This is a genomic window from Cupriavidus sp. P-10 (assembly GCF_003402535.2).
In the GTDB taxonomy this organism is placed as follows: Bacteria; Pseudomonadota; Gammaproteobacteria; order Burkholderiales; family Burkholderiaceae; genus Cupriavidus.
Genome location: NZ_AP025171.1, coordinates 603,218 through 625,407, shown reverse-complemented (window position 1 = coordinate 625,407; position 22,190 = coordinate 603,218). Strand labels below are relative to the sequence as shown.

Annotated in this window: 20 protein-coding genes; 11 read left to right on the top strand and 9 right to left on the bottom strand. The window is 68.0% G+C overall.

Features of this window, described 5'->3' with window-relative positions:
- Positions 1-98: 98 nt before the first annotated feature.
- Positions 99-539: a hypothetical protein gene (locus tag CTP10_RS19935; RefSeq protein WP_116323855.1), complete on the top strand. Its 441-nt coding sequence runs from the start codon at positions 99-101 to the stop codon at positions 537-539.
- A gap of 79 nt (positions 540-618) precedes the next feature.
- On the opposite strand, the gene CTP10_RS19930 is transcribed toward CTP10_RS19935, so the two are convergent.
- Both CTP10_RS19930 and CTP10_RS19925 read right to left on the bottom strand, forming a co-directional pair.
- Positions 619-1,590 carry a pyridoxamine 5'-phosphate oxidase family protein gene (locus CTP10_RS19930; RefSeq protein ID WP_116323856.1) on the bottom strand — a complete coding sequence of 324 codons (972 nt, stop codon included), beginning with the start codon at positions 1,588-1,590 and terminating at the stop codon, positions 619-621.
- Between the two features lie 58 nt (positions 1,591-1,648).
- Positions 1,649-2,299: a glutathione S-transferase family protein gene (locus CTP10_RS19925; RefSeq protein WP_116323857.1), complete on the bottom strand. Its 651-nt coding sequence runs from the start codon at positions 2,297-2,299 to the stop codon at positions 1,649-1,651.
- Positions 2,300-2,397: 98 nt separating this feature from the next.
- Between CTP10_RS19925 and CTP10_RS19920 the strand changes: the two genes are divergently transcribed.
- From CTP10_RS19920 to CTP10_RS19910, 3 genes are all read left to right on the top strand, one after another.
- Positions 2,398-3,300, top strand: a complete 903-nt coding sequence (locus tag CTP10_RS19920) for a LysR substrate-binding domain-containing protein (protein WP_116323858.1) — start codon at positions 2,398-2,400, stop codon at positions 3,298-3,300.
- A gap of 293 nt (positions 3,301-3,593) precedes the next feature.
- Positions 3,594-4,280 carry a TetR/AcrR family transcriptional regulator gene (locus CTP10_RS19915; RefSeq protein ID WP_116323860.1) on the top strand — a complete coding sequence of 229 codons (687 nt, stop codon included), beginning with the start codon at positions 3,594-3,596 and terminating at the stop codon, positions 4,278-4,280.
- A gap of 169 nt (positions 4,281-4,449) precedes the next feature.
- Positions 4,450-5,124: a histidine phosphatase family protein gene (locus CTP10_RS19910; protein WP_116323861.1), complete on the top strand. Its 675-nt coding sequence runs from the start codon at positions 4,450-4,452 to the stop codon at positions 5,122-5,124.
- Between the two features lie 206 nt (positions 5,125-5,330).
- On the opposite strand, the gene CTP10_RS19905 is transcribed toward CTP10_RS19910, so the two are convergent.
- From CTP10_RS19905 to CTP10_RS19895, 3 genes are all read right to left on the bottom strand, one after another.
- Complete coding sequence (locus tag CTP10_RS19905) at positions 5,331-6,506, bottom strand: acetyl-CoA C-acetyltransferase (protein WP_116323862.1); 1,176 nt, start codon at positions 6,504-6,506, stop codon at positions 5,331-5,333.
- A gap of 189 nt (positions 6,507-6,695) precedes the next feature.
- Positions 6,696-7,157: a PaaI family thioesterase gene (locus CTP10_RS19900; RefSeq protein ID WP_116323863.1), complete on the bottom strand. Its 462-nt coding sequence runs from the start codon at positions 7,155-7,157 to the stop codon at positions 6,696-6,698.
- A 4-nt stretch (positions 7,158-7,161) separates the two neighbouring features.
- Positions 7,162-8,133: an NAD(P)H-dependent flavin oxidoreductase gene (locus tag CTP10_RS19895; protein WP_116323864.1), complete on the bottom strand. Its 972-nt coding sequence runs from the start codon at positions 8,131-8,133 to the stop codon at positions 7,162-7,164.
- Positions 8,134-8,335: 202 nt separating this feature from the next.
- Between CTP10_RS19895 and CTP10_RS19890 the strand changes: the two genes are divergently transcribed.
- Together CTP10_RS19890 and CTP10_RS19885 are read left to right on the top strand one after the other, a co-directional pair.
- Positions 8,336-9,211: a crotonase/enoyl-CoA hydratase family protein gene (locus CTP10_RS19890; RefSeq protein ID WP_116323865.1), complete on the top strand. Its 876-nt coding sequence runs from the start codon at positions 8,336-8,338 to the stop codon at positions 9,209-9,211.
- A gap of 53 nt (positions 9,212-9,264) precedes the next feature.
- Positions 9,265-9,936, top strand: a complete 672-nt coding sequence (locus tag CTP10_RS19885; RefSeq protein ID WP_116323866.1) for a nitroreductase — start codon at positions 9,265-9,267, stop codon at positions 9,934-9,936.
- A 51-nt stretch (positions 9,937-9,987) separates the two neighbouring features.
- Here the strand turns inward: CTP10_RS19885 and CTP10_RS19880 are convergent, their stop codons facing one another.
- Entirely contained in the window at positions 9,988-12,768 is a 2,781-nt protein-coding gene (locus tag CTP10_RS19880) for a LuxR C-terminal-related transcriptional regulator (RefSeq protein ID WP_116323867.1), read from the bottom strand.
- Positions 12,769-12,982: 214 nt separating this feature from the next.
- Positions 12,983-14,530, bottom strand: coding sequence for an AMP-binding protein (locus tag CTP10_RS19875; protein WP_116323868.1), 1,548 nt, complete (start codon positions 14,528-14,530; stop codon positions 12,983-12,985).
- A 258-nt stretch (positions 14,531-14,788) separates the two neighbouring features.
- Between CTP10_RS19875 and CTP10_RS19870 the strand changes: the two genes are divergently transcribed.
- Positions 14,789-15,934: an acyl-CoA dehydrogenase family protein gene (locus tag CTP10_RS19870; RefSeq protein ID WP_116323869.1), complete on the top strand. Its 1,146-nt coding sequence runs from the start codon at positions 14,789-14,791 to the stop codon at positions 15,932-15,934.
- A 39-nt stretch (positions 15,935-15,973) separates the two neighbouring features.
- Positions 15,974-17,209 carry an acyl-CoA dehydrogenase family protein gene (locus CTP10_RS19865; RefSeq protein ID WP_116323870.1) on the top strand — a complete coding sequence of 412 codons (1,236 nt, stop codon included), beginning with the start codon at positions 15,974-15,976 and terminating at the stop codon, positions 17,207-17,209.
- Between the two features lie 39 nt (positions 17,210-17,248).
- Here CTP10_RS19865 and CTP10_RS19860 read toward each other — a convergent pair whose 3' ends face one another.
- Positions 17,249-17,812, bottom strand: a complete 564-nt coding sequence (locus CTP10_RS19860; protein ID WP_116323871.1) for a nuclear transport factor 2 family protein — start codon at positions 17,810-17,812, stop codon at positions 17,249-17,251.
- Positions 17,813-17,925: 113 nt separating this feature from the next.
- On the opposite strand from CTP10_RS19860, the gene CTP10_RS19855 reads away from it, so the two are divergent.
- On the top strand, positions 17,926-18,468 hold the full coding sequence (locus CTP10_RS19855; protein WP_116323872.1) for a MarR family winged helix-turn-helix transcriptional regulator: 543 nt from the start codon (positions 17,926-17,928) through the stop codon (positions 18,466-18,468).
- 13 nt (positions 18,469-18,481) lie between these two features.
- Here the strand turns inward: CTP10_RS19855 and CTP10_RS19850 are convergent, their stop codons facing one another.
- Positions 18,482-19,705, bottom strand: coding sequence for an IscS subfamily cysteine desulfurase (locus CTP10_RS19850; RefSeq protein ID WP_116323873.1), 1,224 nt, complete (start codon positions 19,703-19,705; stop codon positions 18,482-18,484).
- A gap of 399 nt (positions 19,706-20,104) precedes the next feature.
- Here CTP10_RS19850 and CTP10_RS19845 point away from each other — a divergent pair, with 399 nt between their 5' ends.
- Together CTP10_RS19845 and CTP10_RS19840 are read left to right on the top strand one after the other, a co-directional pair.
- Positions 20,105-20,641 (top strand): flavin reductase family protein, encoded by a 537-nt coding sequence (locus CTP10_RS19845; protein WP_116323874.1) that lies wholly within the window; start codon positions 20,105-20,107, stop codon positions 20,639-20,641.
- Positions 20,642-20,677: 36 nt separating this feature from the next.
- Entirely contained in the window at positions 20,678-22,162 is a 1,485-nt protein-coding gene (locus CTP10_RS19840) for a 4-hydroxyphenylacetate 3-hydroxylase family protein (protein WP_271815871.1), read from the top strand.
- Positions 22,163-22,190: the final 28 nt, after the last annotated feature.

The following is a 22,190-nucleotide window of genomic DNA, read 5'->3' as shown; positions in this document are numbered from 1 at the left end:
GTGTGCTGGCGCGCAGACCGTGCTTGTGAGCAAGCGCGCCCTTCCGTTAGTCTCGACGGACCTGCCCTTGCCGCCGGGCGCGCCGATGCGGAGTGTCCATGCCTGCCAACCTGTTCCGACCTGCCGAAACGGCCCGTGGCCCTGTGCGCTTGCGCGCGTGCCTGGCCATCCTCTGGGCCGGGGCCTTCACCGGCGCGTGTGCCAGCCTGGGCGGCGGCGCGATGCAGGACATCTTCGACTCCTGGAAGAACGTATCTGTCGACGAGGCCAAGCGCCAGTGGGGACCGCCACAGGCGGTTCAGGCGATGCCGTCCGGCACTGCCTACGTCTGGAACGAGACCATCCCGGCAGCGCGCCCGCCAGGAAGCGGCCCCCGCGATGCCGGGATGGAGCGCACGCCGGTGCCGGGCCATTGCCAGCGCAAGCTGATCGCGGGCCCGGACGGCATCGTCATCGGCGGCGAATGGAGCGGCGATGCCTGCTGCATCAGCACGCTGGTCGGCCACTGTGCCGCACTGAAATACCGCAGACACGGCTGACCGGAAGCACGGCGCCTTTAGATGCCCCACGGCCAGCGGGATCGGGTCCGCCCGCCCGTCGCAGAGTGAGGCGCACCGCTCAAACCGCCGGCCAGGCTCCCGTTGCAGCCAGCCCCGGCGAGTATTCGCGCAACTGCCAGCGCGTCGGCAGCACCGACGGGCGCCGCACCACCCGCTCGACATGCAGCCGCACCAGCCGCTCCGCCCCGGCGAACGCTGCCAGCTCGGCGCCATCCCAGATCACTTCGGCATGCCCGCCGACATGGAGCAGTGCGCCTTCGGCAAGATCGGGAACCACCAGCCCGGCGCGCGGGTTCGCCAGCAGGTTGCCAACAGTATTGAAGAAGTTGTTGCCGTTGAAATCCGGGAAGGTCAGCGTGCCACCGTCGTCCACGCGGATAAAGCCCGGCTTGCCGCCGCGATGCGACACATCGACGCCGCCGGTGTGCTCGCCCTCCTCCGCCGAGGCGGCATGGCTGGTGGCGATGAAAAGCGTATCGGCCGCGCGCAGCCATGCTGCCGCCTCGTCATCCAGCGTCGTGCCGTGCGAGGCCGGCATGGGCGTTCCCGGCACGGCCGCGGTGGCTTCGCGCAGCTGGATATAACGCGGACAGTTCCCGAAGCTTTGCTCGACCTCGACCGTGAACCCGCCCTGGTCAAGCGCGACCACGATGCCATTCATGCGGTTGCGCCGGCGCGTGGGGAGCTCGATGCCAAGCAAGCCGATGCGGGCGCCGTGTTCCAGAGCGTGTTCCAGCGGATCGCCGGGCAGTGGCAGGGCATCGATGCGCAAGTGCGTGGAGTCAGGGCTGTGAGCAAACCCGGGCGCGCCGGCGAGCACCGATGCCCACGGCAGGCCGACGGCATCGACCGCGCCGACCAGCAGGAATGGCAACTGGGCAAAGAAGTCGCGATGCTGTTCGGGCATCTCGCCGCGGATCACCCGCCCGCCGGCCGTCGCCATGCGTTCGCGCTTGCCGGCGCGCTCCTGCGCGACCAGTTCCCCAGAGTGGAAAGGCAGGCCGGCATGCGGCCAGACGGGCAGTTCCATGATGGACTCCTTGGCAGTGCGGCCGGCGCTCGCGCGGCGGCCCTGGGTTTAGCCGGCCTCAGGCAGCCCGGCCGGGCCGGGATACGATCATCGGCACGAAGCCGGGCAGCGCTTCGATGCGGCGTAGCCACGCATTCAGCGCTGGGTACGGCGCCAGCGGCACGTTGCCTTCTTCGGCGCGGGCGATGTAGCTGTAGGCGGCGACGTCGGCGAGCGTGGCATGGGCCGCGGCCAGGAACGGCTGCTCGGCCAGCAGGGATTCCATCAGCACGAACAACCGCTGCGCGCGGGCGATGGCGTCCTCCAGTGGCACCGGCCGGCCGAACAGCACGCCCAGGCGCGCAGCATTGGGACCGAAGGCGATTTCACCAGCGGCCACCGACAGCCATCGCTGCACCCGCGCCATCCCGACCGGGTCGCGCGGCAGCCAGCGGCCATCGTCGTAGCGCGAGGCCAGGTAGACCAGGATCGCGTTGGAATCGCCCAGCACCACGCCGTTGTCGTCCAGCACCGGCACCTGGCCGAAGGGGTTGAGCCGCAGGAACGGTTCGCGATGCTGTTCGCCGCCGCGCAGGTCGACGTCGACCAGCCGGTACGGCAATCCCAGCAGCGACAGAAACAACTCGGCGCGATGGGCGTGGCCCGACAGCGGCGAGCGGTAAAGGACGAGCGGAACGCGGGGCTCGGCGGGATGGCTGGCGGCTTGCATGACACACTCCTCGGGGGTTGGGATAGCCGGATTCTGGACGCGGAAGGCGATGCAATAAATGGGGTACTTGATAATTGACTACTCCAAAAATTGGAGTAATGTGTGGCGCCATGGACAAGCTTCGAGCCATGCAGACCTTCGTGCGGATCGTCGACGCGGGCAGCCTGACGGCCGCCGCGGCGACGCTGCACACCTCCCTGCCCGCGGTGGTGCGCACACTGGCCGCGCTCGAATCCGAGCTGCAGGTGCGGCTGCTCAACCGCACCACGCGGCGGCTGTCGCTGACCGGCGAAGGGCGCAGCTACCTGGACAGCTGCCGCCGCATCCTGGCCACCATCGATGAAGTCGAGGCCGGCCTGACCGCCAGCCATGTCGAGCCCAGCGGCCAGCTCACATTGACCGCGCCAGTGCTGTTCGGCCAGATGTATATCGCGCCGGCGGTCACGCGCTTCGTGCAGCGCTATCCGCGCGTGCGCTGCCGCATGGAATTCACCGACCGCGTGGTGAACCTGCTGGAAGAAGAACTCGACGTGGGCGTACGCATCGGCCCGCTGGCGGATTCAACACTGGTGGCGCAGCCGGTCGGCCATATCCGCCGCGTGGTCGTGGCCACCCCCGCCTACCTGCGCAAGCATGGCATGCCGCGCCACCCCGACGACCTCGCGCGCGCCAATTGCGTGCGCTTCACCGGCAATGCCGCGCACTGGTGGACGTTCCAGGAAAACGGCAAGCCGTTCCAGGTGCAGGTGACGGGTAACCTCGAGTTCAACCAGACCGCGCCCGCCGTGGCCGCTTGCGCGGAGGGCGCCGGCTTTGGCAACTTTCTTTCGTACCAGGTGGTGGAGCTGGTCCAGGCGCGCAAGCTGCGCATCGTGCTGGAGACGTTCGAGCAGCCGGCCTGGCCGCTGTCGCTGATCTATCCCCATGCGCGCCTGCTGCCGGCGCGCACGCGCGCGTTTATCGACTGGATGCGCGACGACCTCAGTCCGCGCTTCCGCTGACAATTGCGGTGACACGACCAAAACGCCGAAACATCGGTTTTCAGCGCAGCGGCAGATCCTGATCGGCGGCATGGCCGCTTCGTTCACATATGGTCTCGGCGTGGTGTTCGGCTCGCTCTGATGCTGCCCGCCAGGGCATCCGCGACGCGGTGCAACGGGCATGCGTGCCGTGCGCGCATGTGTGGCCACCCACCCGTTGGCAGCAACCGGCCACCCGACAAAAGCCTTGACGCAGCGCGGCGCGCACCGGTATTTTTCAAAAGCGAATCCGAATTCGAATACGGAAAATCCCTATGCCAGCGACGTCGTCCGGCCTTTCGGCCACCTCCTCCTTTCCCCGTATCGATACGCCTTCGATCCTGCAGCCGCCACGGCAGCGGCGCGCGCGCGAAACCGAGCAGGCCCTGCTCGGCGCAGGCCGCGAATTGCTGGCGAAGCGCGATTTCGCCGCGGTTTCGGTGGCCCAGATCGCCGCTGCGTGCCAGGTGTCGGTCGGCGCCTTCTATGGCCGCTTCCGCGACAAGATGGCCTTTTTCGAGGCGTTGCGCGCGCTGGTAATGGAGGAAACGTCGGCATCGATCGAACGCTACCTCGCACAGGAGCGCTGGGAAGACGTGCCGACCTCCGTGCTGCTGGACAAGGCCGCGCGCTTCATGGTGCTGGGCACGCTGGCCAATCGCGGCGTGATGCGCGCTTCGCTGCGGCATGCGTCGACGAAGCCGGAAGAGTGGCAGCCCCACCGGCAGAGCGGCGAAGCGATCGTCGAGCGCATGGTGCAACTGCTGGTGCCACGGCTGTCGCTACCCGCGGATATCGCCGAGCTGCGCGTGCGCTTTGCCATGCAGGCCGTTTTCAGCGTGCTGGTCAATGCCCTGCTGAATGATTCCGGGCCGCTCCATCTCGACGATGAACGGATGATCCCCGAACTGAGCCGCATGATGGCGGGCTACCTCGGCGTCACTGACAACGCGCTGGCATGACGCCGCTACCGCCGCCGAATGCCGCCGACGCCGCTTGATGCAGTAAAACAGCGCGGTAATGCAGCGCGCCCATGGCGGCTATGAATTCCGTAGGGCTTGCTTGGCGGCGGCGCACGGTCTCTCTAGAATGCGTCCACGCTGACTGCTTCTATGCCTACTGAGACCGCACATGGCCACGCTTTTCCTCGTCCGTCACGGACAAGCCTCGTTTGGCGCCGCCAACTACGATTGCCTGTCGGAGACCGGCCGCCAGCAGGCGCGCTGGCTGGGGGAGTACTTCAGCGAGCGCGGCGTCCGTTTCGCGCGCGTGGCGGCTGGCAGCCTGGTGCGCCAGCAAGACACTGCCCGTGAAATCCTGACGGCGATGGGCGAGCCGGCAACGCAGATCGCGACCCATGTGGGCCTGAACGAATACGACGGTGAGGCGCTATACCGCTGCCACACCGGCGGCGCCGACCACCGCGCCCACCAGAACGGCGACTACAACGACTACTGGCGCACGTTCCGCGCCGCCTACCACGCCTGGACCCAGGATGGCCTGGCCGACATGACCGAAAGCTGGGGAGATTTCGGCGCACGCATCTCCGGCGCACTGGCGCAGGCCTGCGAGGGCACCACACGTGAAGACGCCATCCTCGTGGTCAGTTCCGGCGGCGCCATCGGCCGCGCCACGGCCGACCTGCTCGGTGCCCCCGCGGCCAGCGCCATCGAAATGAACCTGCAGTTCCGCAATACCGCGTTTTGCGAAATCATCGTCGGCCGCGGCGTGCAGCGCTTGCTGAGCTTCAACAACATCCCGCACCTGGATCGGCCGGAACGCCGTAGCGCACTGACCTTTGCCTGAAAGCCACAGGCACCCCGCGCAACAACGACAAACCCGCCTGACGGCGGGTTTTCTCTTTGGCGTGAACGCGGTGGTAATCGCTCCAACAACTGCGCTCCGGCAACTGGCGCGGGCAGTTTGACATGCCCGCGCCGCCGGTCCTTCTCCCTTTACTACCTGTTACTGCCGCATTCCTGCCTCAGGCGCCCGACACAGGCGCCCACGCCTTACAGGCGTTCGACGATGGTCACGTTGGCCAGCCCGCCGCCTTCGCACATGGTCTGCAGGCCGTAGCGCTTGCCGTGCGTATGCAGCGCATGCACCAGCGTCGTCATCAGCTTGGCGCCCGAGCCGCCCAGCGGATGGCCCAGCGCGATCGCGCCGCCATGCACGTTGAGGCGCTCCGGATCGGCGCCGGTCGCCTGCAGCCAGGCCAGCGGCACCGGCGCGAAGGCTTCGTTGACTTCGAACAGGTCGATCTCGTTGATGCTCATGCCGGCCTTCTTCAGCGCGTGCATGGTGGCCGGCAGCGGCGCTTCGAGCATCACCACCGGGTCGTGGCCGATCACGGTCATATGGTGCACGCGCGCCAGTGGCTTGACGCCGAGCTTCTTCAGGCCAGCCTCGTTGACCACCAGCAGGCCAGCGGCGCCGTCGCAGATCTGGCTCGAGGAGGCAGCGGTCACGCGGCCGCCTTCGGCGATCAGCTTGACCGCGCCGATGCTTTCCTGCGTGGCGTCATAGCGAATGCCTTCGTCGGCGGTATGCATTTCGCCATTGGCACCGTCGGCGGTGCGCACTTCGACCGGGATGATCTCGGCATTGAAGCGACCCGCCTTGGTCGCTGCCGCCGCGCGCTGGTGGCTCAGCAGCGCGTAGGCATCGAGCTGCTCGCGCGACAGGTTGTACTTGCGCGCGATCATCTCGGCGCCGGTGAACTGGCTGAACTGCACGCCGGGGTAGCGCGCCTCGATACCAGGGCTCTTGGGCACGCCAAAGCCGTTCTTGGCCGGCAGCTGCGACGACAGGCCCATCGGCACGCGCGTCATGCTTTCCACACCGGCCGCGATCACGATATCCATCGCGCCCGACATCACCGCCTGCGCGGCAAAGTGCAGCGCCTGCTGCGACGAGCCGCACTGGCGGTCGACCGACGTGCCCGGCACGCTTTCCGGCAGCCGCGAGGCGAGGATGGCGTTGCGCGCCACGTTGCCGGCCTGCTCGCCGACCTGGCTGACGCAGCCCATGATGACGTCTTCGACCAGCGCGGGATCCGCGCCGGTGCGCTCGACCAGCGCATCGAGCACCTGCGCGGCGAGGTCGGCCGGATGCCAGCCCGACAGCTTGCCGCCCTTGCGCCCGCCGGCGGTCCGTGCCGCGGCGACGATATATGCCTCTGCCATGTGATCTCCTTGTTCGGTGCCAGCCGCCCCGCGACCGGCCGGTGCTTGATGCGGGGTGCCGGCGACTGCCGGCAGGGTTGGCCCGTATTGTTGTCCCGGGCCGGCCGGCCAGCGTCGTCGGAAGCGACGAAGTTAGCCGGCCGCCTCAGGGCGAACTCAGGGCGAACTCAGGGCGAACTCAGGGCGGTGTCAGCTGCGCGGGCCGAGCACCGCGAAGATCGCGGTGGCGCGCAGCAGGCAGCGCTCGCCGCTGACCAGCCGGCAAGTGCCGTAGCGCAGCCGCGAGCCGAGCTTGTCGAACTCCACGCGCGCCTCGACCCAGTCGCCCAGCCGCGCGGAGTCCAGGAAGTCCAGGCTCAGGTTGACGGTGACCGCGCTCTTCTCGCGGCCGGTCTCCAGCGACATCATCATGCCGATGGCGGTATCGGCCAGCGTCGCCAGCATGCCGCCGTGCGGGATGCCCAGGTTGTTGAGATGGCTCTCGTCGATGCGCACCGCCAGCGTGCGGCGTTCGCGGTTCAGGTAGAGCTGGCCGAAGTTGGCCATGTAGCCGCCCGGTTGCGGCAGCGGCACGAAGCCCTCGGGCACGGCCATGCCACCGGTGCTGTCGGCCGCTTGCGGCATTGCCGCCTCGATTCCGGCTTCGGCCATGGCGTCAGGCGAAGCAGCGCGAGGCGGAGCCAAGGTGCTCGCGGCATTCGCGGACCATGCGCGCGAGCAGTTCCTCGCAGCTCGGCACGTCGTCGATCAGGCCCACGCACTGGCCGGCGCTGATGATGCCGCCATCGGTCTCGCCCGCCTTCAGCGCGGCCTTGCCGCGCACGCCGGCAACGAGATGCTTGACGTCTTCGAACTGCGCGCCGTCGGGGCGGCGCTCGATGCTCACGACTTCATCCGACACGGCGTTCTTCAGCACGCGCGCGGTGTTGTGCAGCGTGCGGAAGATCAGGTTGGTGTCGCGCTCGCTGGCCTGCACCAGCGCCTGCTTGACGTTGTCGTGGATCGGCGCTTCCTGGGTGGCGCAGAAGCGCGTGCCCATGTTCACGCCCTCGGCGCCCAGGACCAGCGCGGCGGCCATGCCGCGGCCGTCGGCAATGCCGCCCGAGGCGATTACCGGCACCGACAATTTGCGTGCCGCCAGCGGAATCAGCACCATGCCCGGGACATCGTCCTCACCGGGGTGGCCGGCGCACTCGAAGCCGTCGATCGACACCGCGTCGACGCCCAGGCGCTCGGCCGACAGCGCATGGCGGATCGCCACGCACTTGTGGATCACCTTCATGCCGGCAGCCTTGGCGCGGGCGATGTGTTCCTTCGGGTTGTTGCCCGCGGTCTCCAGCACCGTGACGCCGTTCTCGATGATGACGTCGAGGTAGCGCGCGTACGGCGGCGGGTTGATCGAAGGCAGCAGCGTCAGGTTCACGCCGAATGGCTTGTCGGTCATATCGCGGCAGCGGCGGATTTCTTCGCCCAGCGCCTCGGGGGTCGGCTGCGTCAGCGCGGTGAGGATGCCCAGCCCGCCGGCGTTGGAGACGGCCGCGGCCATTTCCGCGTAGCCGACCCATTGCATGCCGCCCTGGATGATGGGGTAGCGGATGCCAAGCAGTTCGGTGATTCGAGTCTTCATGATTGTCCTTTTGCTGTCAGCTAGCGGGCCTTGCCGGCGTTCGGGCCAGTCTACGGCGCGGGCCTGCGCGAGGCTTCGTCGGAAGCGACGATTGCGGGCGGCGCATTCTGCACTAGTGTTGGCTGTCCCCGCACGCCGGCCCGCACCCTCGCGGCCCCCGGGCCCGGCATTTTTCGCCCCCCCTTCCCCTGCAGGAGTCGCCATGACGCAAGCCCCGCCTTCGTTCGAAACCCTGCGCTACGCCGTCGAAGACGGTGTCGCCACCATCACGCTGCATCGCCCGGACCAGCTCAACGCCTTCACCGCGCAGATGATGCAGGACCTGATTGCCGCCTTCGACGCCACCGATGCCGACGACAACGTCCGTGCGGTGATCGTCACCGGCTCGGGCCGCGCCTTCTGCGCCGGCGCCGACCTGTCCGGCGGCGGCTCGACCTTCGATTTCGAGAAGCGCTATGGCGCCAGCCCGGACACGGCGCACCGCGACGGTGGCGGCCGCGTGTCGCTGCGCATCTTCCGCAGCCTCAAGCCGGTGATTGCCGCGGTCAACGGCGCCGCGGTCGGCGTGGGCGTGACCATGCAGTTGCCAATGGATATCCGGCTGGCGTCGACCGACGCCAAGTTCGGCTTCGTGTTCGCGCGCCGCGGCATTACGCCGGAGGCCGCGTCGTCGTGGTTCCTGTCGCGCGTGGTCGGCGTTTCGACGGCGCTGGAATGGTGCTATACCGGCCGGGTGTTCTCGGCACAGGAGGCGCATGAGCGCGGGCTGGTACGCTCGCTGCATGCGCCCGAAGACCTGCTGCCGGCAGCGCGGGCGATCGCGCGGGAGATCGCCGACAACGCCGCGCCGGTGTCGGTCGCGATCTCGCGCCAGCTGATCTGGCGCATGGCCGGAGCCAGCCACCCCATGGAGGCGCACAAGCTCGACAGCCGGGCGATCCAGTCGCGCGGGCGCTCCGCCGACGTCAAGGAAGGCGTCAGCGCGTTCCTGGAGAAGCGACCTGCCGCGTTCCCCGACACCGTCTCGCAAGACCTGCCGGACTTCTTCGACTGGTGCGGCGAACCGCCGTTCGCCTGAAGCACCTGAAGCGCCTGAAGCCAGCGCCCCCACCGTACCCTTCCGGAGTCAGCATGAAAGTCAGTCAAGCCGTCGCCAGCCGCAAGTCCGTACGCGGCTTCCTGGACAAGCCCGTGCCAGCCGACACCATCCGCCGCGTGCTCGATGCCGCGGCGCGCGCGCCGTCGGGCGGCAACCTGCAGCCGTGGCATGTCCACGTGATCGGCGGCGAGGCGCTGGAGCGCCTGCGCGGCATCATGCGCGAGCGCATCGCGCACACGCCCAAGGGCGAAGACCGCGAATACCACGTCTACCCGCCCGAGCTGGTTGCGCCCTACCGCGACCGGCGCTTCGAGGTGGGCGAGGCGCTCTACCACTACCTCGGCATCCCGCGCGAAGACAAGGCGCGGCGGCTGGCGCAGTTCGCCAACAACTTCACCTTCTTCGGCGCGCCGCTGGCGCTGTTCTGCACCGTGGACCGGCGCATGGGCCCGCCGCAGTGGTCGGACCTTGGCATGTACCTGCAGACCGTGATGCTGCTGCTGCGCGAAGAAGGGCTCGACAGCTGCGCGCAGGAATGCTGGGCGATGTATCCGGAGACCATCGGCAGCTTCCTGCAACTGCCTGCCGAGCGCATGCTGTTCACCGGCATGGCGATCGGCTACGAGGATCCCGAGGCGCCGGCCAACCAGTTGCGCGCGGCGCGTGCGCCGCTGACGGAGTTCGCCGAGTTCATCGGCATTTGAGTCGGCATCCGGGCCCAGGCGCCGCGCGCAGTCACGCGCGCGGCGCCCGACTCAGAGCAGGCCCAGCTGCCGCGCGATCGCCACTGCCTGGGTGCGGTTGCTGGCGTGCAGCTTGGCGCTGATATTGCGCAGGTGCGTGCGCACCGTGGTCTCGGACACGAACAGGCGCTCGGCCATGGCGACGTTGGAAAAGCCCTCGGCCAGCAGTTGCAGCACCTTCTGCTCCTTGGGCGTCAGCGGCTCCACCAGTGCCGGCGGTGCGGGCCGTCCGGTCGCGCCGGCCGGCGTGTCACCGGCTTGCTGGCCGCATGCCTGCAGCAGTTTTCCCACGTAGGCGGATGGCAGGCTGGCGCCCTGGCGAGCGCAGGCATCGGCCACCAGCCGGCGCACGTCGTCGCCTTCGTCGGCAAAAATCCTCACAAAGCCCTCGGCCGCGCCGAAGCGCAACGCCTCCCCCATCACCACGAGGGCATGCGCGCCGTCGCCGTTGCGCTGGCACGCGTGCGCCAGCAGGATGCGCAGCTTGAGCGCGCGGCGCATCAGCTGGTTGCTGGTCGCGGCCGCCAGTTCGCGCTCGATCGCCTCGCGCACCTGTGCCCCGGGGCGGGCGTGTACATCCAGCCGCAGCCTTCCGACAAAGATGTCCTCGACGTCGCTGGCAAACGAGCTGACGCCCGGACGCGTGCGCCACAGCGCCGGATCGGCGGCTCGCTCGATCGCCTCTTGCGCGGCGTGCACATTGCCCTGGCGCAGTGCCAGCCGCGCGCGCTCCAGCATTGCCGCCATCACCAGCCGGGTCAGCCCGCGGTGGTGGCCGAGCGCCTCCAGCTGCGCCAGCCATTCGTGCGCCTGGTCGGCTTCGCCCCGCTCGAAGGCGATGCGGGCCAGCACCGTGTGGCCGGTGATGATCTGGTCCGGCAGGCCGAGGTCGCGCGACAGCGGCAAATACACGGTAAGCAGCCGGCTGGCGCGTTCGGTATCGCCGCTCTCGTACAGCCCTTCGGCGAGCAGGATGCCGGCCATGGCATTGCCGTTGGTCGGGCCGAAGCGGTTCGGCAGCATCGTGCGCGCGGCGATGCGGAAGCGCGCCAGCGCCTGCTGCAACCGGCCCTGGCGCAGGTCGATCAGGCCCTCCACCGATTCCGAGAAGATCTTGTTGAAGTTGCTGTCCGAGCCACGCACCGCCTGGCGCGCGATCTGCAGCAGCCGGCGCGCCTCGGGATAGTCGCCGATGACTGCGGCCAGCCGCGCCATGGACGTGCCCAGGATCGCGTCCGGGAAAGCGTAGCCCATCGGCAGCGGCGGGACTTCGTTGCGGGCGAAGGCTCGGGCGTCGTCGAAGCGGTCCATCATGTTGAGCAGCACGTGGCGCAGCGCGCGGATATGCGCGAGCAGGTCGCCGGCCGCACCCTCGGTCGGGATCGCCTGCAGCAGCGCGATCGCGTCGGCCGGGCCGCGCGTGAACGACACCGCCCACGCATGCGCGATCTGCAGCTTCGGCCAGCGCGCGAGCTCCTCCGCCGGCACCGCCTCCAGCCAGCGCGTCAGCAGCCGCATGCGGCCCTGCCCCAGCAGGTCGTCGACGGCGCCGTCCAGCAATTCCAGGGCGTGGCCCAGCGCGCCGGCCGCGAGCGCGTGCTCGATGGCGGGCACCGGGCGGCCCTGCGCTTCATACCAGCGCGAGGCGGCGAGGTGCAATTGGGGCACGGCCTCCGGCATCGACTGCGCCAGCTGGCCGCGCAGGAAGCCGGAAAACAGGCTGTGATAGCGGTACCACTGCTCCGGCGCCGCGCCGGTGCCGCGCTCGCCGTAGCGTTCGCTCTCCAGCGGCAGCAGGAACAGGTTGGCGCGCTCCAGCCAGGCCAGGATCTCGTCGCTGCTGCCGGCGCCACCGGCGGATGGCGGAGTGGCCTGGCAGACCGCGTCGCACAGCGGGCCGCAGAGCTGGTCCAGGATCGAGGTCCGCAACAGGAAATCCCGCACCGCCTCGGGCAGGTGCAGGAAGACATCTTCGACCAGGTAGTCTGCAATCGCAGCGTTGGAGCCGGAAAAGCCGGCGATGAAGCCCTCGGGCTGGCTGCGCCGCTCCATTGCCACCGAGGCCAGCCACAGCGCCGTGGCCCAGCCTTCGGTACGCCGGTGCAACGCGCTGATGGCGGACGGCTGCAGCTTGAGCCCGCGCGCATGGCGCAAGAAGGATTCGGTCTCGCTGGCGCTGAAGCGCAGTTGCGCCGGCTCGATCTCGAGCAGCTCGCCACGCGCGCGCAGCCGTCCCAGGCCGCTCTCCGGCACCCAGCGCGTGCCGATCACGACACGGCAGCCCGGTGGCAGGCTTTCGACCATCTGCCACACCAGGCCGCTGACGGCGGCGTTCTGGATCGATTCGAAATCGTCGAGGAACAGCGTGAAGGCGCCGCTGTGGCTGGCCAGCCGGTCGATCAGCGCCAGCGCCTGCTCGCCGGGATCCTGCACCAGCCCCGAGCGGGGCGGCTGGGCGGCGGCGCCGAGTGCCTGCGCGATGGCGGCCTCGATCGAGCCGAGGAAGCGCGTGGCATCGTTGTCGGAGCGGTCAAGCGTGAGCCAGGCGGTACGCCCGCCGGCGGCTTCCAGGCGCGCACGGCACTGCAGCATGGCGGTGGTCTTGCCAAAGCCCGCGGGCGCGCGCACCAGCACGAGCTTGACGAAGTCCGCGGCGCACACGGTGTCGCAGATCGCCGTGCGCTCGACCTGGAACGGCGTCAGCAGCGGCGGACGCAGCTTGGCGGCCAGCGCTGCGGCGCCGGCGCCGGTGGCAGACGGCATGCGCCGCCCGGTCTCCTCGATACTTGCCATTGGCCTTTTGTCGTCTTCCGCGCAGCACCGGCGGAGCGGCAATGCGAAGCGATGCGCCCGCCCGCACTGCGGCGCAGGCGGGCCGGCGTGACTGTGATGGAACACGGAATTATGGCGTAAACGCAAGCGGACGCGCGCCGCCGAGGGTTCAGGGTCTCTTCAGGCGGCCTTCCGGCTGGATTAAGGGCCCGCCGGCCGGGGGCCAGCGCAGCCGTCACACCAGCTTGTTGCCGTGGCCGGTCCAGTAACGGTCGCGCAGCAGCCGCTTGAGCAGCTTGCCGGTCGGCAGGCGTGGCAGCTCGGACTCGAAGTCGACCGAGCGCGGGCATTTGATGGTGGACAGGTTGGCGCGGCAGAACGCAATCAGCTCGGCCGCCAGTTCCGGCCCGGCCTGCGCCATGTCGGCCGGCTGCACCACGGCCTTGACCTCTTCGCCGAAATCCTCGTTGGGCACGCCGATCACCGCCACGTCCAGCACCTTGGGGTGCGTCATCAGCAGGTTCTCGGCCTCCTGCGGATAGATGTTGACGCCGCCCGAGATGATCATGTTGGCCTTGCGATCGGTCAGGAACAGGTAGCCGTCCGCATCGGCATAGCCGACGTCGCCGATGGTGCTCCAGTCCGGATGCCGGGGATGGCGCGATTCGGCCGTCTTGGCCGGGTCGTTGTGGTATTCGAAGGCACGGCCTTCGGCAAAATAGATCGTGCCCGGCTCGCCCGGAGGCTGCAATTCGCCGTCGGGCCCGCAGATGCGCAGCTTGCCGACCATGGCCCGGCCCACGGTGCCCTTGCGCTCCAGCCATTCCTGCGTGCTGACCACGGTCACGCCGTTGCCTTCGGTGCCGGCGTAGTATTCCCAGATCACCGGCCCCCACCAGGCGATCATCGCCTCCTTGACCTGCACCGGGCACGGCGCGGCGGCATGGATCGCCACGCGCAGCGACGACACGTCATAGGCCTGGCGCTGCGCCTCGGGCAGCTTGAGCATGCGCGAGAACATCGTCGGCACCAGCTGCGTATGCGTGATGCGGTGCTGCTGCACCAGCTGCAGGTACTGCTCCGCGTCGAAATGTTCCATCACCACCGCGGTGCCTCCCAGCGCCTGCACCGACATGTTGTAGCGCAGCGGCGCGGCATGGTACAGCGGCGCCGGCGACAGGTAGCGGGTCTCGGCATCGAAGCCGTAGAGCCGCTGGCACAGGCTGGTCAGCGTGGTGGGATCCTCGATGCGGGGGCTGCCCGGCGGCGCGTACACACCCTTGGGCCGGCCCGTGGTGCCGGAGGAATAGAGCATGTCGCCGCCGGTCACTTCCTCTGCGATGCGCGTGGCAGGGCAGCTTGCCAATGCCGGTTCATAAGCCTCGTAGCCGGGCACCGTGCCGTCGAGCATCAGCCGGCGCTTCAGCGCCGGCGTCTGCGCCACCAGCGTGGCCGCGATCTCCGCCTGGGCATGCGTGGTCACCAGCACCTGCGCGGCACTGTCGTTGACGATGTAGGCGGCGTCGGACGCGTTCAGCCTGGTGCTCAGGCAGATATAGACGATGCCGCTGCGTTGCGCGCCCCAGCACAGCTCGAACATGCGCGGATGGTTTTCCAGCATGAAGGCCACCCGGTCGCCCGGGCGCAGGCCCATTGCGCAGAACAGGTGCGCCACCTGGTTCGAACGCTCGTCCAGTTCGCGATACGTGACGACTGCGCCGCTGCTGCCCATGATGACGGCCGGCTTCTCTGGCGTGCGTTGCGCGTGGATGGACGGATGCATGGCGTTGGGCTCCTCGACAGGGGTTCGCTGGATTGGGATGGGTGATCCCGCATTCTGTGAAGGACCTGCTGGTTCAACCATCGTCGGAAGCGACGAAGCGCGGCACCGGAATTTTGATGCGGCGCCGCATGAATCGACCGTGTGCGGCGCCTGCGCACCTTCGTCCGATGCGACGATGCGCCGCCCGGCAGCGTGCCCGGATCATGCTGTCGCAGGGCTACCGCAACCACGCCTTCCCCCATTCCCGAAGGAGCCGAGGTGGATTTCAAGTTCAGCGAAGAACAATCGATGCTGCGCGACACGCTCGCGCGTTACCTGGCCGACCATTACGAGTTTGAAGCGCGCCGTGCCGCGGTGCAGTCCACCGCGGGCTGGCGCCCCGATTGCTGGCGCGCCCTTGCGCGCGACCTCGGCATCCTGGGCGCCGGTTTTCCGGAGGCACTCGGCGGGCTCGGCGGCGGCGCTGCCGAGCACATGATCGTGATGGAACAGATCGGCCGCCACCTGGTGCTGGAGCCGTACCTGGGCACCGTGGTGCTGGGCGGCGGCGCCCTGGCGCAGGGCAGCCCGGAGCTGGCGGCGCAATGGCTGCCCGCCATCATCGGCGGCGAGGCCACCGCCGCGTGGGCGCATGCCGAACCCAGCAGCCGCTATTGCCGGCATGACGTGCAGGCCAGCGCCACGCGCGCGGGCAACGGCTACAAGCTGAGCGGGCACAAGCATGCCGTGGTCGGCGCGCCCTTCGCTTCGCACCTGGTGGTCAGCGCCCGCACCGCCGGCGCGCGCCGCGACCGGGACGGCATCAGCCTGTTCTGGGTCGCACGGGACACGCCGGGCGTGACACTGCGCGAATACCCGACCTTCGACGGCCTGCGCGCGGCCGAAGTGCTGCTCGACAACGTACAGGTGCCGGCCAGCCAGCGCATCGACGCCGAAGGCGAGGCTTTCGCGCTGATCGATCGACTGTGCGACCACGCCATGGTCGCACTGGCCGCCGAAGCCAACGGCGCGATGGCGCGCATGCTGGCCGACACCATCGACTACGCGCGCCAGCGCAAGCAGTTCGGCGTGCCGATCGGCACATTCCAGGTGCTGCAGCACCGCATGGCCGACATGTATATGCAGCTGGAGCAATCCGTGGCGCTGACGCAGGTCGCCGCGATGCAGGCCGGCGGCGCGCCGGCAGCCTTCGCGCAGGCGGCGTGCGCGGCCAAGGTCCAGGCCGGCCAGGCCGGTGCCTTCGTCGGCCAGGGTGCGGTGCAGATCCACGGCGGCATGGGCGTCACCGATGAGCTGGCCGTCGGCCACTATTTCAAGCGCGTCACCGCGATCGACCTGCAGTTCGGCTCGGCCGAGCATCACCTGCGCCGCTACGCCGACCTGCTCTATCCCGCCGCCGCCTGAATCGCAAATCCCTGACGACTACCCCAGCGAGGCCCGTCGATGCATCTCGATTTCTCCCCGCAAGACCAGCATTTCCGTGAAGACGTGCGCGCCTGGATCGCCCAGGCGTATGACGGCGAACTGCGCGCGATGATGGCGCAGTCCAAGAACGGCTACCTGGACAAGGCCGGCCAGGTGCGCTGGCAGAAGGCGCTGCATGCGCGCGGCTGGGCCGCGCCCAACTGGCCGCAGGAATACGGCGGCCCGGGCTGGACGCCGACGCAACGCTTTATCTTCCAGTCCGAACTAGCCGCGGCGGGCTGCCCGCCGGTGTCGCCGATGGGCCTGAAGATGGTGGCGCCGGTGCTGATGAAATACGGCACGTCCGCGCAGAAGGCGCGCTTCCTGCCGCCGATCCTGGCTTCGGACGTGTGGTGGTGCCAGGGTTATTCGGAGCCCAATTCAGGCTCCGACCTCGCCTCGCTGCAGCTGCGCGCCGACCATGGCACCGACAGCGAGGGCGAGCATTACATCCTGAACGGCTCCAAGATCTGGACCACGCATGCGCAATGGGCCGACTGGATGTTCTGCCTGGTGCGCACCAGCCGAGAATCGAAGCGACAGGAAGGCATCTCGTTCCTGCTCCTGGACATGCATGCGCCCGGCATCACGGTGTCGCCGCTGCCTACACTGGACGGTCCCATGCCCGGGCAGCAGGAAGTGAACCAGGTCTTCTTCGAGAACGTGCGCGTGCCCGCGGAGAACCGCATCGGCGAGGAAGGCAAGGGCTGGACCTATGCCAAGTACCTGCTGGAGTTCGAGCGCGGCGGAACCTACAGCCCGATGCTGCGCAAGCAGCTGGCCAAGGTCGCGCACATCGCCGCGGAGCAGGCCGCCGACGATGGCGGACGGTTGCTCGACGACCCCGCCTTCCGGCGCAAGCTGGCGGCGCTGCATGTGCGTACGGCCGCGCTCGAGGCGGTGGAATTGCGCGTGTTCTCGGGCGTGGAATCGGGCACGTCGGTCGGGGCGGCGTCGAGCATGCTGAAGCTCACCGGCACGGAGACGTTGCAGGCGGTCAGCGAGCTGGCGGTCGAGGCCGCCGGTCCCGCGGCTCTGCCGTTCGTGCAGGACACCTGGGCCGGTATCCAGGGCCGCGAGGCCCCGCCGCGCGTGGGGCCGGACTATGCGGCCGTGCTGGCGCCGCGCTATTTCAACTACCGCAAGGCGTCGATCTATGGCGGATCGAACGAGATCCAGCGCAATATCATCGCCAAGCTGGTGCTGGGGCTTTGACGTGGCAGGCCGGCAGGTTCGTCCTGCCGGCAAGACCGCCTAGACGAATTCCTTCAGGAACGCCAGCCTGGCATCCGCCGCTGCCTGGGCGGCGACAGCGGCCTGCAGCGTCGGCGATGGCAGCCAGGGATACGGCAGCGCGGCCTGCAAGCCCGCCAGCATCGCCGCGCCGGCATCCGGCACGACGTCCATCCGCTCGATATGGATGTGCAGGCTGCCGATGCGGTACAAGCCATCCGGCTGCCGGGCGAAGCCCCAGCGGTAGATGCCCTTCCCCGCGCGCAAGGTGTGGGCCGCCGTCTCGCGCATCAGCACCAGCCACGGCACCGTCAGCGTGGTCCCATCCGCCGCGGGCGAGAAATCACCGACATAGTAGGTCCGGCAGCGGTCAAATGTCTTTGCGAAGTCCGTCACCAGCGTCGCAGCGATCGCCGCGGCGCCTTCCGTCTTTGCCGGAAAGCTGATGGTGTCGGTGTCGATCGAGAAGGTCAGCGTCGCATCCGGCGCGAATGCCTCGTGGATCAGCGCGGGACGGTTGTTGTCCTTGGCCTCGACATAGCGGGCCAGCAGCGTTTGCGCTTCGGGTAGGGAGATCGGGTTCATACAGGCAACGCGTTGGCGTAAAAAGTGGGACCGGACAGCACGGCAGGCCGCGCGACGAGTTTGGTAGAATTTGGCACAAAGCTTGCATTACAAGCTAACTGAACAATCCGCCGATGGCTACGACTCCTGCAAACAAGACCCTGACAATCACGCATCCGGCTTGCCTGGTCGATGGCTCGGACCGCGAGTTCCGACACCTCGTCAATGGCCTGCTGCCGTTCGCCGCGCGGCTGCTGTCGGTGCGGGACGGCTTTGGCAGCCTGGTCGGGCTGACCGGCGTGCAATATTCGCTGATCCGCTCGATCGCCCACCTGTCGCAGCAAGGCGAGGTGACGGTGAACCAGCTGGCCGACCACCTGCACCTGAGCGGGCCGTTCATCACCATCGAGACCGGCAAGCTGAAGAAGCTCGGCCTGATCGACAAGAAAGCGCATCCCGACGACAAGCGCAAGATGCGCCTGACCATCACCACGGCGGGCAACAAGCTGCTCAATGAACTGCTGCCGGTGCAGCAGCAGATCAACGACGTGCTGTTCGACGGCGTCACCCGCACCGAGTTCAAGGTGCTGTGCTCGGTGGTCGACCGCCTCGTCGCCAACGGCGACCGTGCCGCGCTCGACCTGGAGCACCTGCAGGCGCGCCGGCTGAAAGGCTAGCGGCACGCCGCCGTCAATGCGCGGCCCATTGCACGGTGCCGACATCGATGCCCTCCTGGTGCATCTCCCATAGCGGGCTGAGCTCGCGCAGTTTCGACACCGTGCCGCTGACCTGACGGATGACTTCGTCGACTTCGGCCTCGGTGGTGTAGCGGCCCAGCGTAAAGCGGATCGAGCTGTGTGCCAGTTCGTCGCTGCGGCCCAGCGCGCGCAGCACGAATGAAGGTTCGAGCGATGCCGAGGTACAGGCCGAACCGGACGACACCGCCACGTCCTTGATGCCCATGATCAGCGATTCGCCCTCGACGTAGTTGAAGCTGATGTTCAGGTTGTGCGGGATGCGGTGCGCCAGGCTGCCGTTGACGTAGACCTCGTCCAGCCGCGACAGCCCCGCCAGCAGCCGGTCGCGCAGCGTGCCGACACGGCGGCCCTCCTCTTCCAGTTCCAGCCGCGCCAGCCGGAAGGCCTCACCCATGCCCACGATCTGGTGCGTCGGCAGCGTGCCGGATCGCATGCCGCGCTCATGGCCGCCGCCGTGGATCTGCGCCTCCAGCCGGATGCGCGGCTTGCGGCGCACGTACAGCGCGCCGATCCCCTTCGGCCCGTAGACCTTGTGCGCGGTCACGGTCAGCAGGTCGATCTTCAGTGCCGCCAGGTCGACAGGGATCTTGCCCGCGGCTTGCACCGCGTCGCAGTGGAACACGATGCCCGCCGCGCGGCAGATCTCGCCGATCTGCGCGACCGGCTGGATCACGCCGATCTCGTTGTTGACCATCATCACCGACACCAGGATGGTGTCCGGCCGCAGCGCCGCGCGCAGGACATCGAGGTCGATCAGGCCGTCCGTTCCCACATCGAGATACGTGACGACGAAGCCTTGACGCTCCAGTTCGCGGCAGGTATCGAGCACGGCCTTGTGCTCGGTCTTGACCGTGATGATGTGATTGCCCTTGCCGCGGTAGAAATGCGCCGCGCCCTTGATTGCAAGGTTGTTCCCTTCGGTGGCGCCGGAGGTCCAGACGATCTCGCGCGGGTCGGCATTGAGCAGCGCCGCGACATGCGCGCGGGCGGCTTCCACCGCTGCTTCCGCCTGCCAGCCGTAGCTATGGCTGCGCGATGCCGGGTTGCCGAACTGCTGGTGCAGGAAAGGCACCATCTTGTCGACGACGCGGCGGTCCACCGGCGTCGTCGCGCTGTAGTCCATGTAGATGGGGAGGTTGTCTTGCTCGTTTTGCATGGGGCGCATTCCTGGCTGCGGAGAGAGTACGACCGGGGGGAAGCGAACCCGCGCAAACCCGCTGGTCAGGGAAAGTGCGACCGAGTCTAGCACCGCGCAGCGCGCCCCTGGGCCGGCCTCCATGCTGCCGATAGGGTTGCTCCGTGCTGTCGCACGCGCCATCGCAACACCCCCACTCTCTTCCCCCGCCTCCCGCAAACCGTTGCGCCACAAGGCTTTTCGGCATTCACGCGGCGGCCCGGCGTGCGCGCCAAGCCCCCCGCCTAGGGTTTCCACCAACTTGAATACCGCAGTTTCTTAGCATTCAATTAAACCTAAGTTACAAAGCTAATTAAGCAAACAACATGCATGCGAACCGAGGCGGCCGGACCGGTTGCCCAAACATGCGTAGGAGTCGTGATGGCTGAATCATCTGTCGATCAGAACGTGATGGACGCTGACGCGCAGCGCCGTTTCCGCAACGCGCTGGCCATGTTCGCAACCGGCGTCGCCGTGATCACCGCGCCGCGCGCCGGCGAGGTCCCGGTCGGCATCACGGTGGCGTCGTTCAACTCGGTATCGCTGGATCCGCCTCTGGTGCTGTTCTCGGTCGATCGCCGCTGCCTGAGCCTGGCTGACCTGTGCAGCGCGCCGCGCTACGCGGTCAATGTGCTGGCCGAGGCGCAGCAGGATATCTCGAACCGCTTCGCCCGCGCCAACTCGGGCAAGTGGGAAGGCATCGACTTTGGCGACACCGGCGACCGCGGCGACAGCCACGTGCTGCTGCCGGACACGCTGGCGACCTTTGAATGCGAGCCCTATGCGCAGCACGACGGCGGCGACCACGTGATTTTCATCGGACGGGTGGTGCGCCATCAGGCCTGCCACGGCGGCCGGCCGCTGATCTTCTTCGGCGGCAAATACAGGGCGCTGGAAGACAGCGCCGCCGCCGCTTAAATCCCACAACACAAGCAGTCAGCACAGGAGAACGACATGATCAAGAACGGCAACCAGCACATCGCCATGCTGCGCGATGGGCGCGAAGTGTACCTCGATGGCACGCGCGTCACCGACGTCACGGCGCATCCCGCCTTCCGCAACTCGATCCGCAGCTACGCCAATCTCTATGACTTCCAGGCGCGGCCCGAGAACGTCGACAAGATGACCTTCCAGCCGGCAGGCGGCGACCGGCGCGTCAGCCGCATCTGGGAGCTTCCCACCAGCTACAACGAACTGGTCGGGCGCCGCGAGATGCTGGAAGCCTGGACCGCCCTGCACTACGGCTTCATGGGCCGCTCGCCTGATCATGTCGCGTCCTGCATCGCCGGCATGTACATGGGGATAGAAGTGTTCGAGCAGGCCGACCCGGCACGCGCCGGCGCCTTGCGCGACTACTACCGCTATGCCCGCGACAACGACCTGTTCCTCACCTATGTGATCGTCAACCCGCAGGCCAACCAGGCCAAGGCCGCGCACGAGCAGGAAGACAAGTACCTGGCGGTGGGCATCGTCGACCAGGACGCGGAAGGCATTACCGTGCGCGGCGCCAAGATGCTCGCCACCAGCGGCATCATGGCCAACGAGGTCTTCTGCAGCTGCATCCAGCCGCTGCGCGAGGGCGACGAGATGTACGCGCTGTCCTTCGCGGTGCCGATGAACACCAAGGGCCTGAAGGTAATGTCGCGCAAGTCCTACGAGGCCAGCGCCACCTCGGTCTTCGACAACCCGCTGGCCAGCCGCTTCGACGAGAACGATGCGGTGCTCTACTTCGACGACGTCAAGGTGCCGTGGGAGCGGATCTTCGTCGCGGGCGACGTCGGCATGTGCGCAAAGCAGTTCCATGCCACGCCGGCGCATGTGTACCAGAACTACCAGTGCCAGGTGCGGCTGATGGTCAAGCTGCGCTTCCTGGTCGGCCTGGCGCACCGCATCACCGAGATCAACGGCACTGCCGGCTTCCCGCAGGTCAAGGAACTGCTAGGCCAGCTCGCCGCCGAGGCGGGCATGGTCGAGGCGTGGGTCTATGGCATGGAAGCCAAAGGTCAGGTCAACCACAACGGCTACTTCATACCCGACCGCGGCATGCTGTACGGCTCGCAGGTGGTGACGCAGCAGCTTTACGCCAAGGTCCTCAACACGCTGCGCGAGCTGGCCGGCGGCGGCATGATCATGCTGCCCTCCAGCATCGAGGACTTCGCCAACCCGACGCTGGCCGAGATCATCGCCAAGACGCAGAAGTCGCCGGTCTGCAGCCCGGAGGAGCGCGTCAAGTTCTTCAAGCTCGCCTGGGATGCCGTGGGTTCCGAGTTTGCCTCGCGCCACAACCAGTACGAGATGTTCTACGCCGGTGCCACCTTCGTCACCAAGGGCCACGCCTACCGCACCTATGACTGGAAGCGCGCGTCGGGCCTGGTCGACAACATGCTCGGCAGCTATTCCCTGCAGGACGAACTGGCCCGCCTGCCGCAGGCGGCCTGACGCTCCAATTGTCCCCACCCTTGCCTCG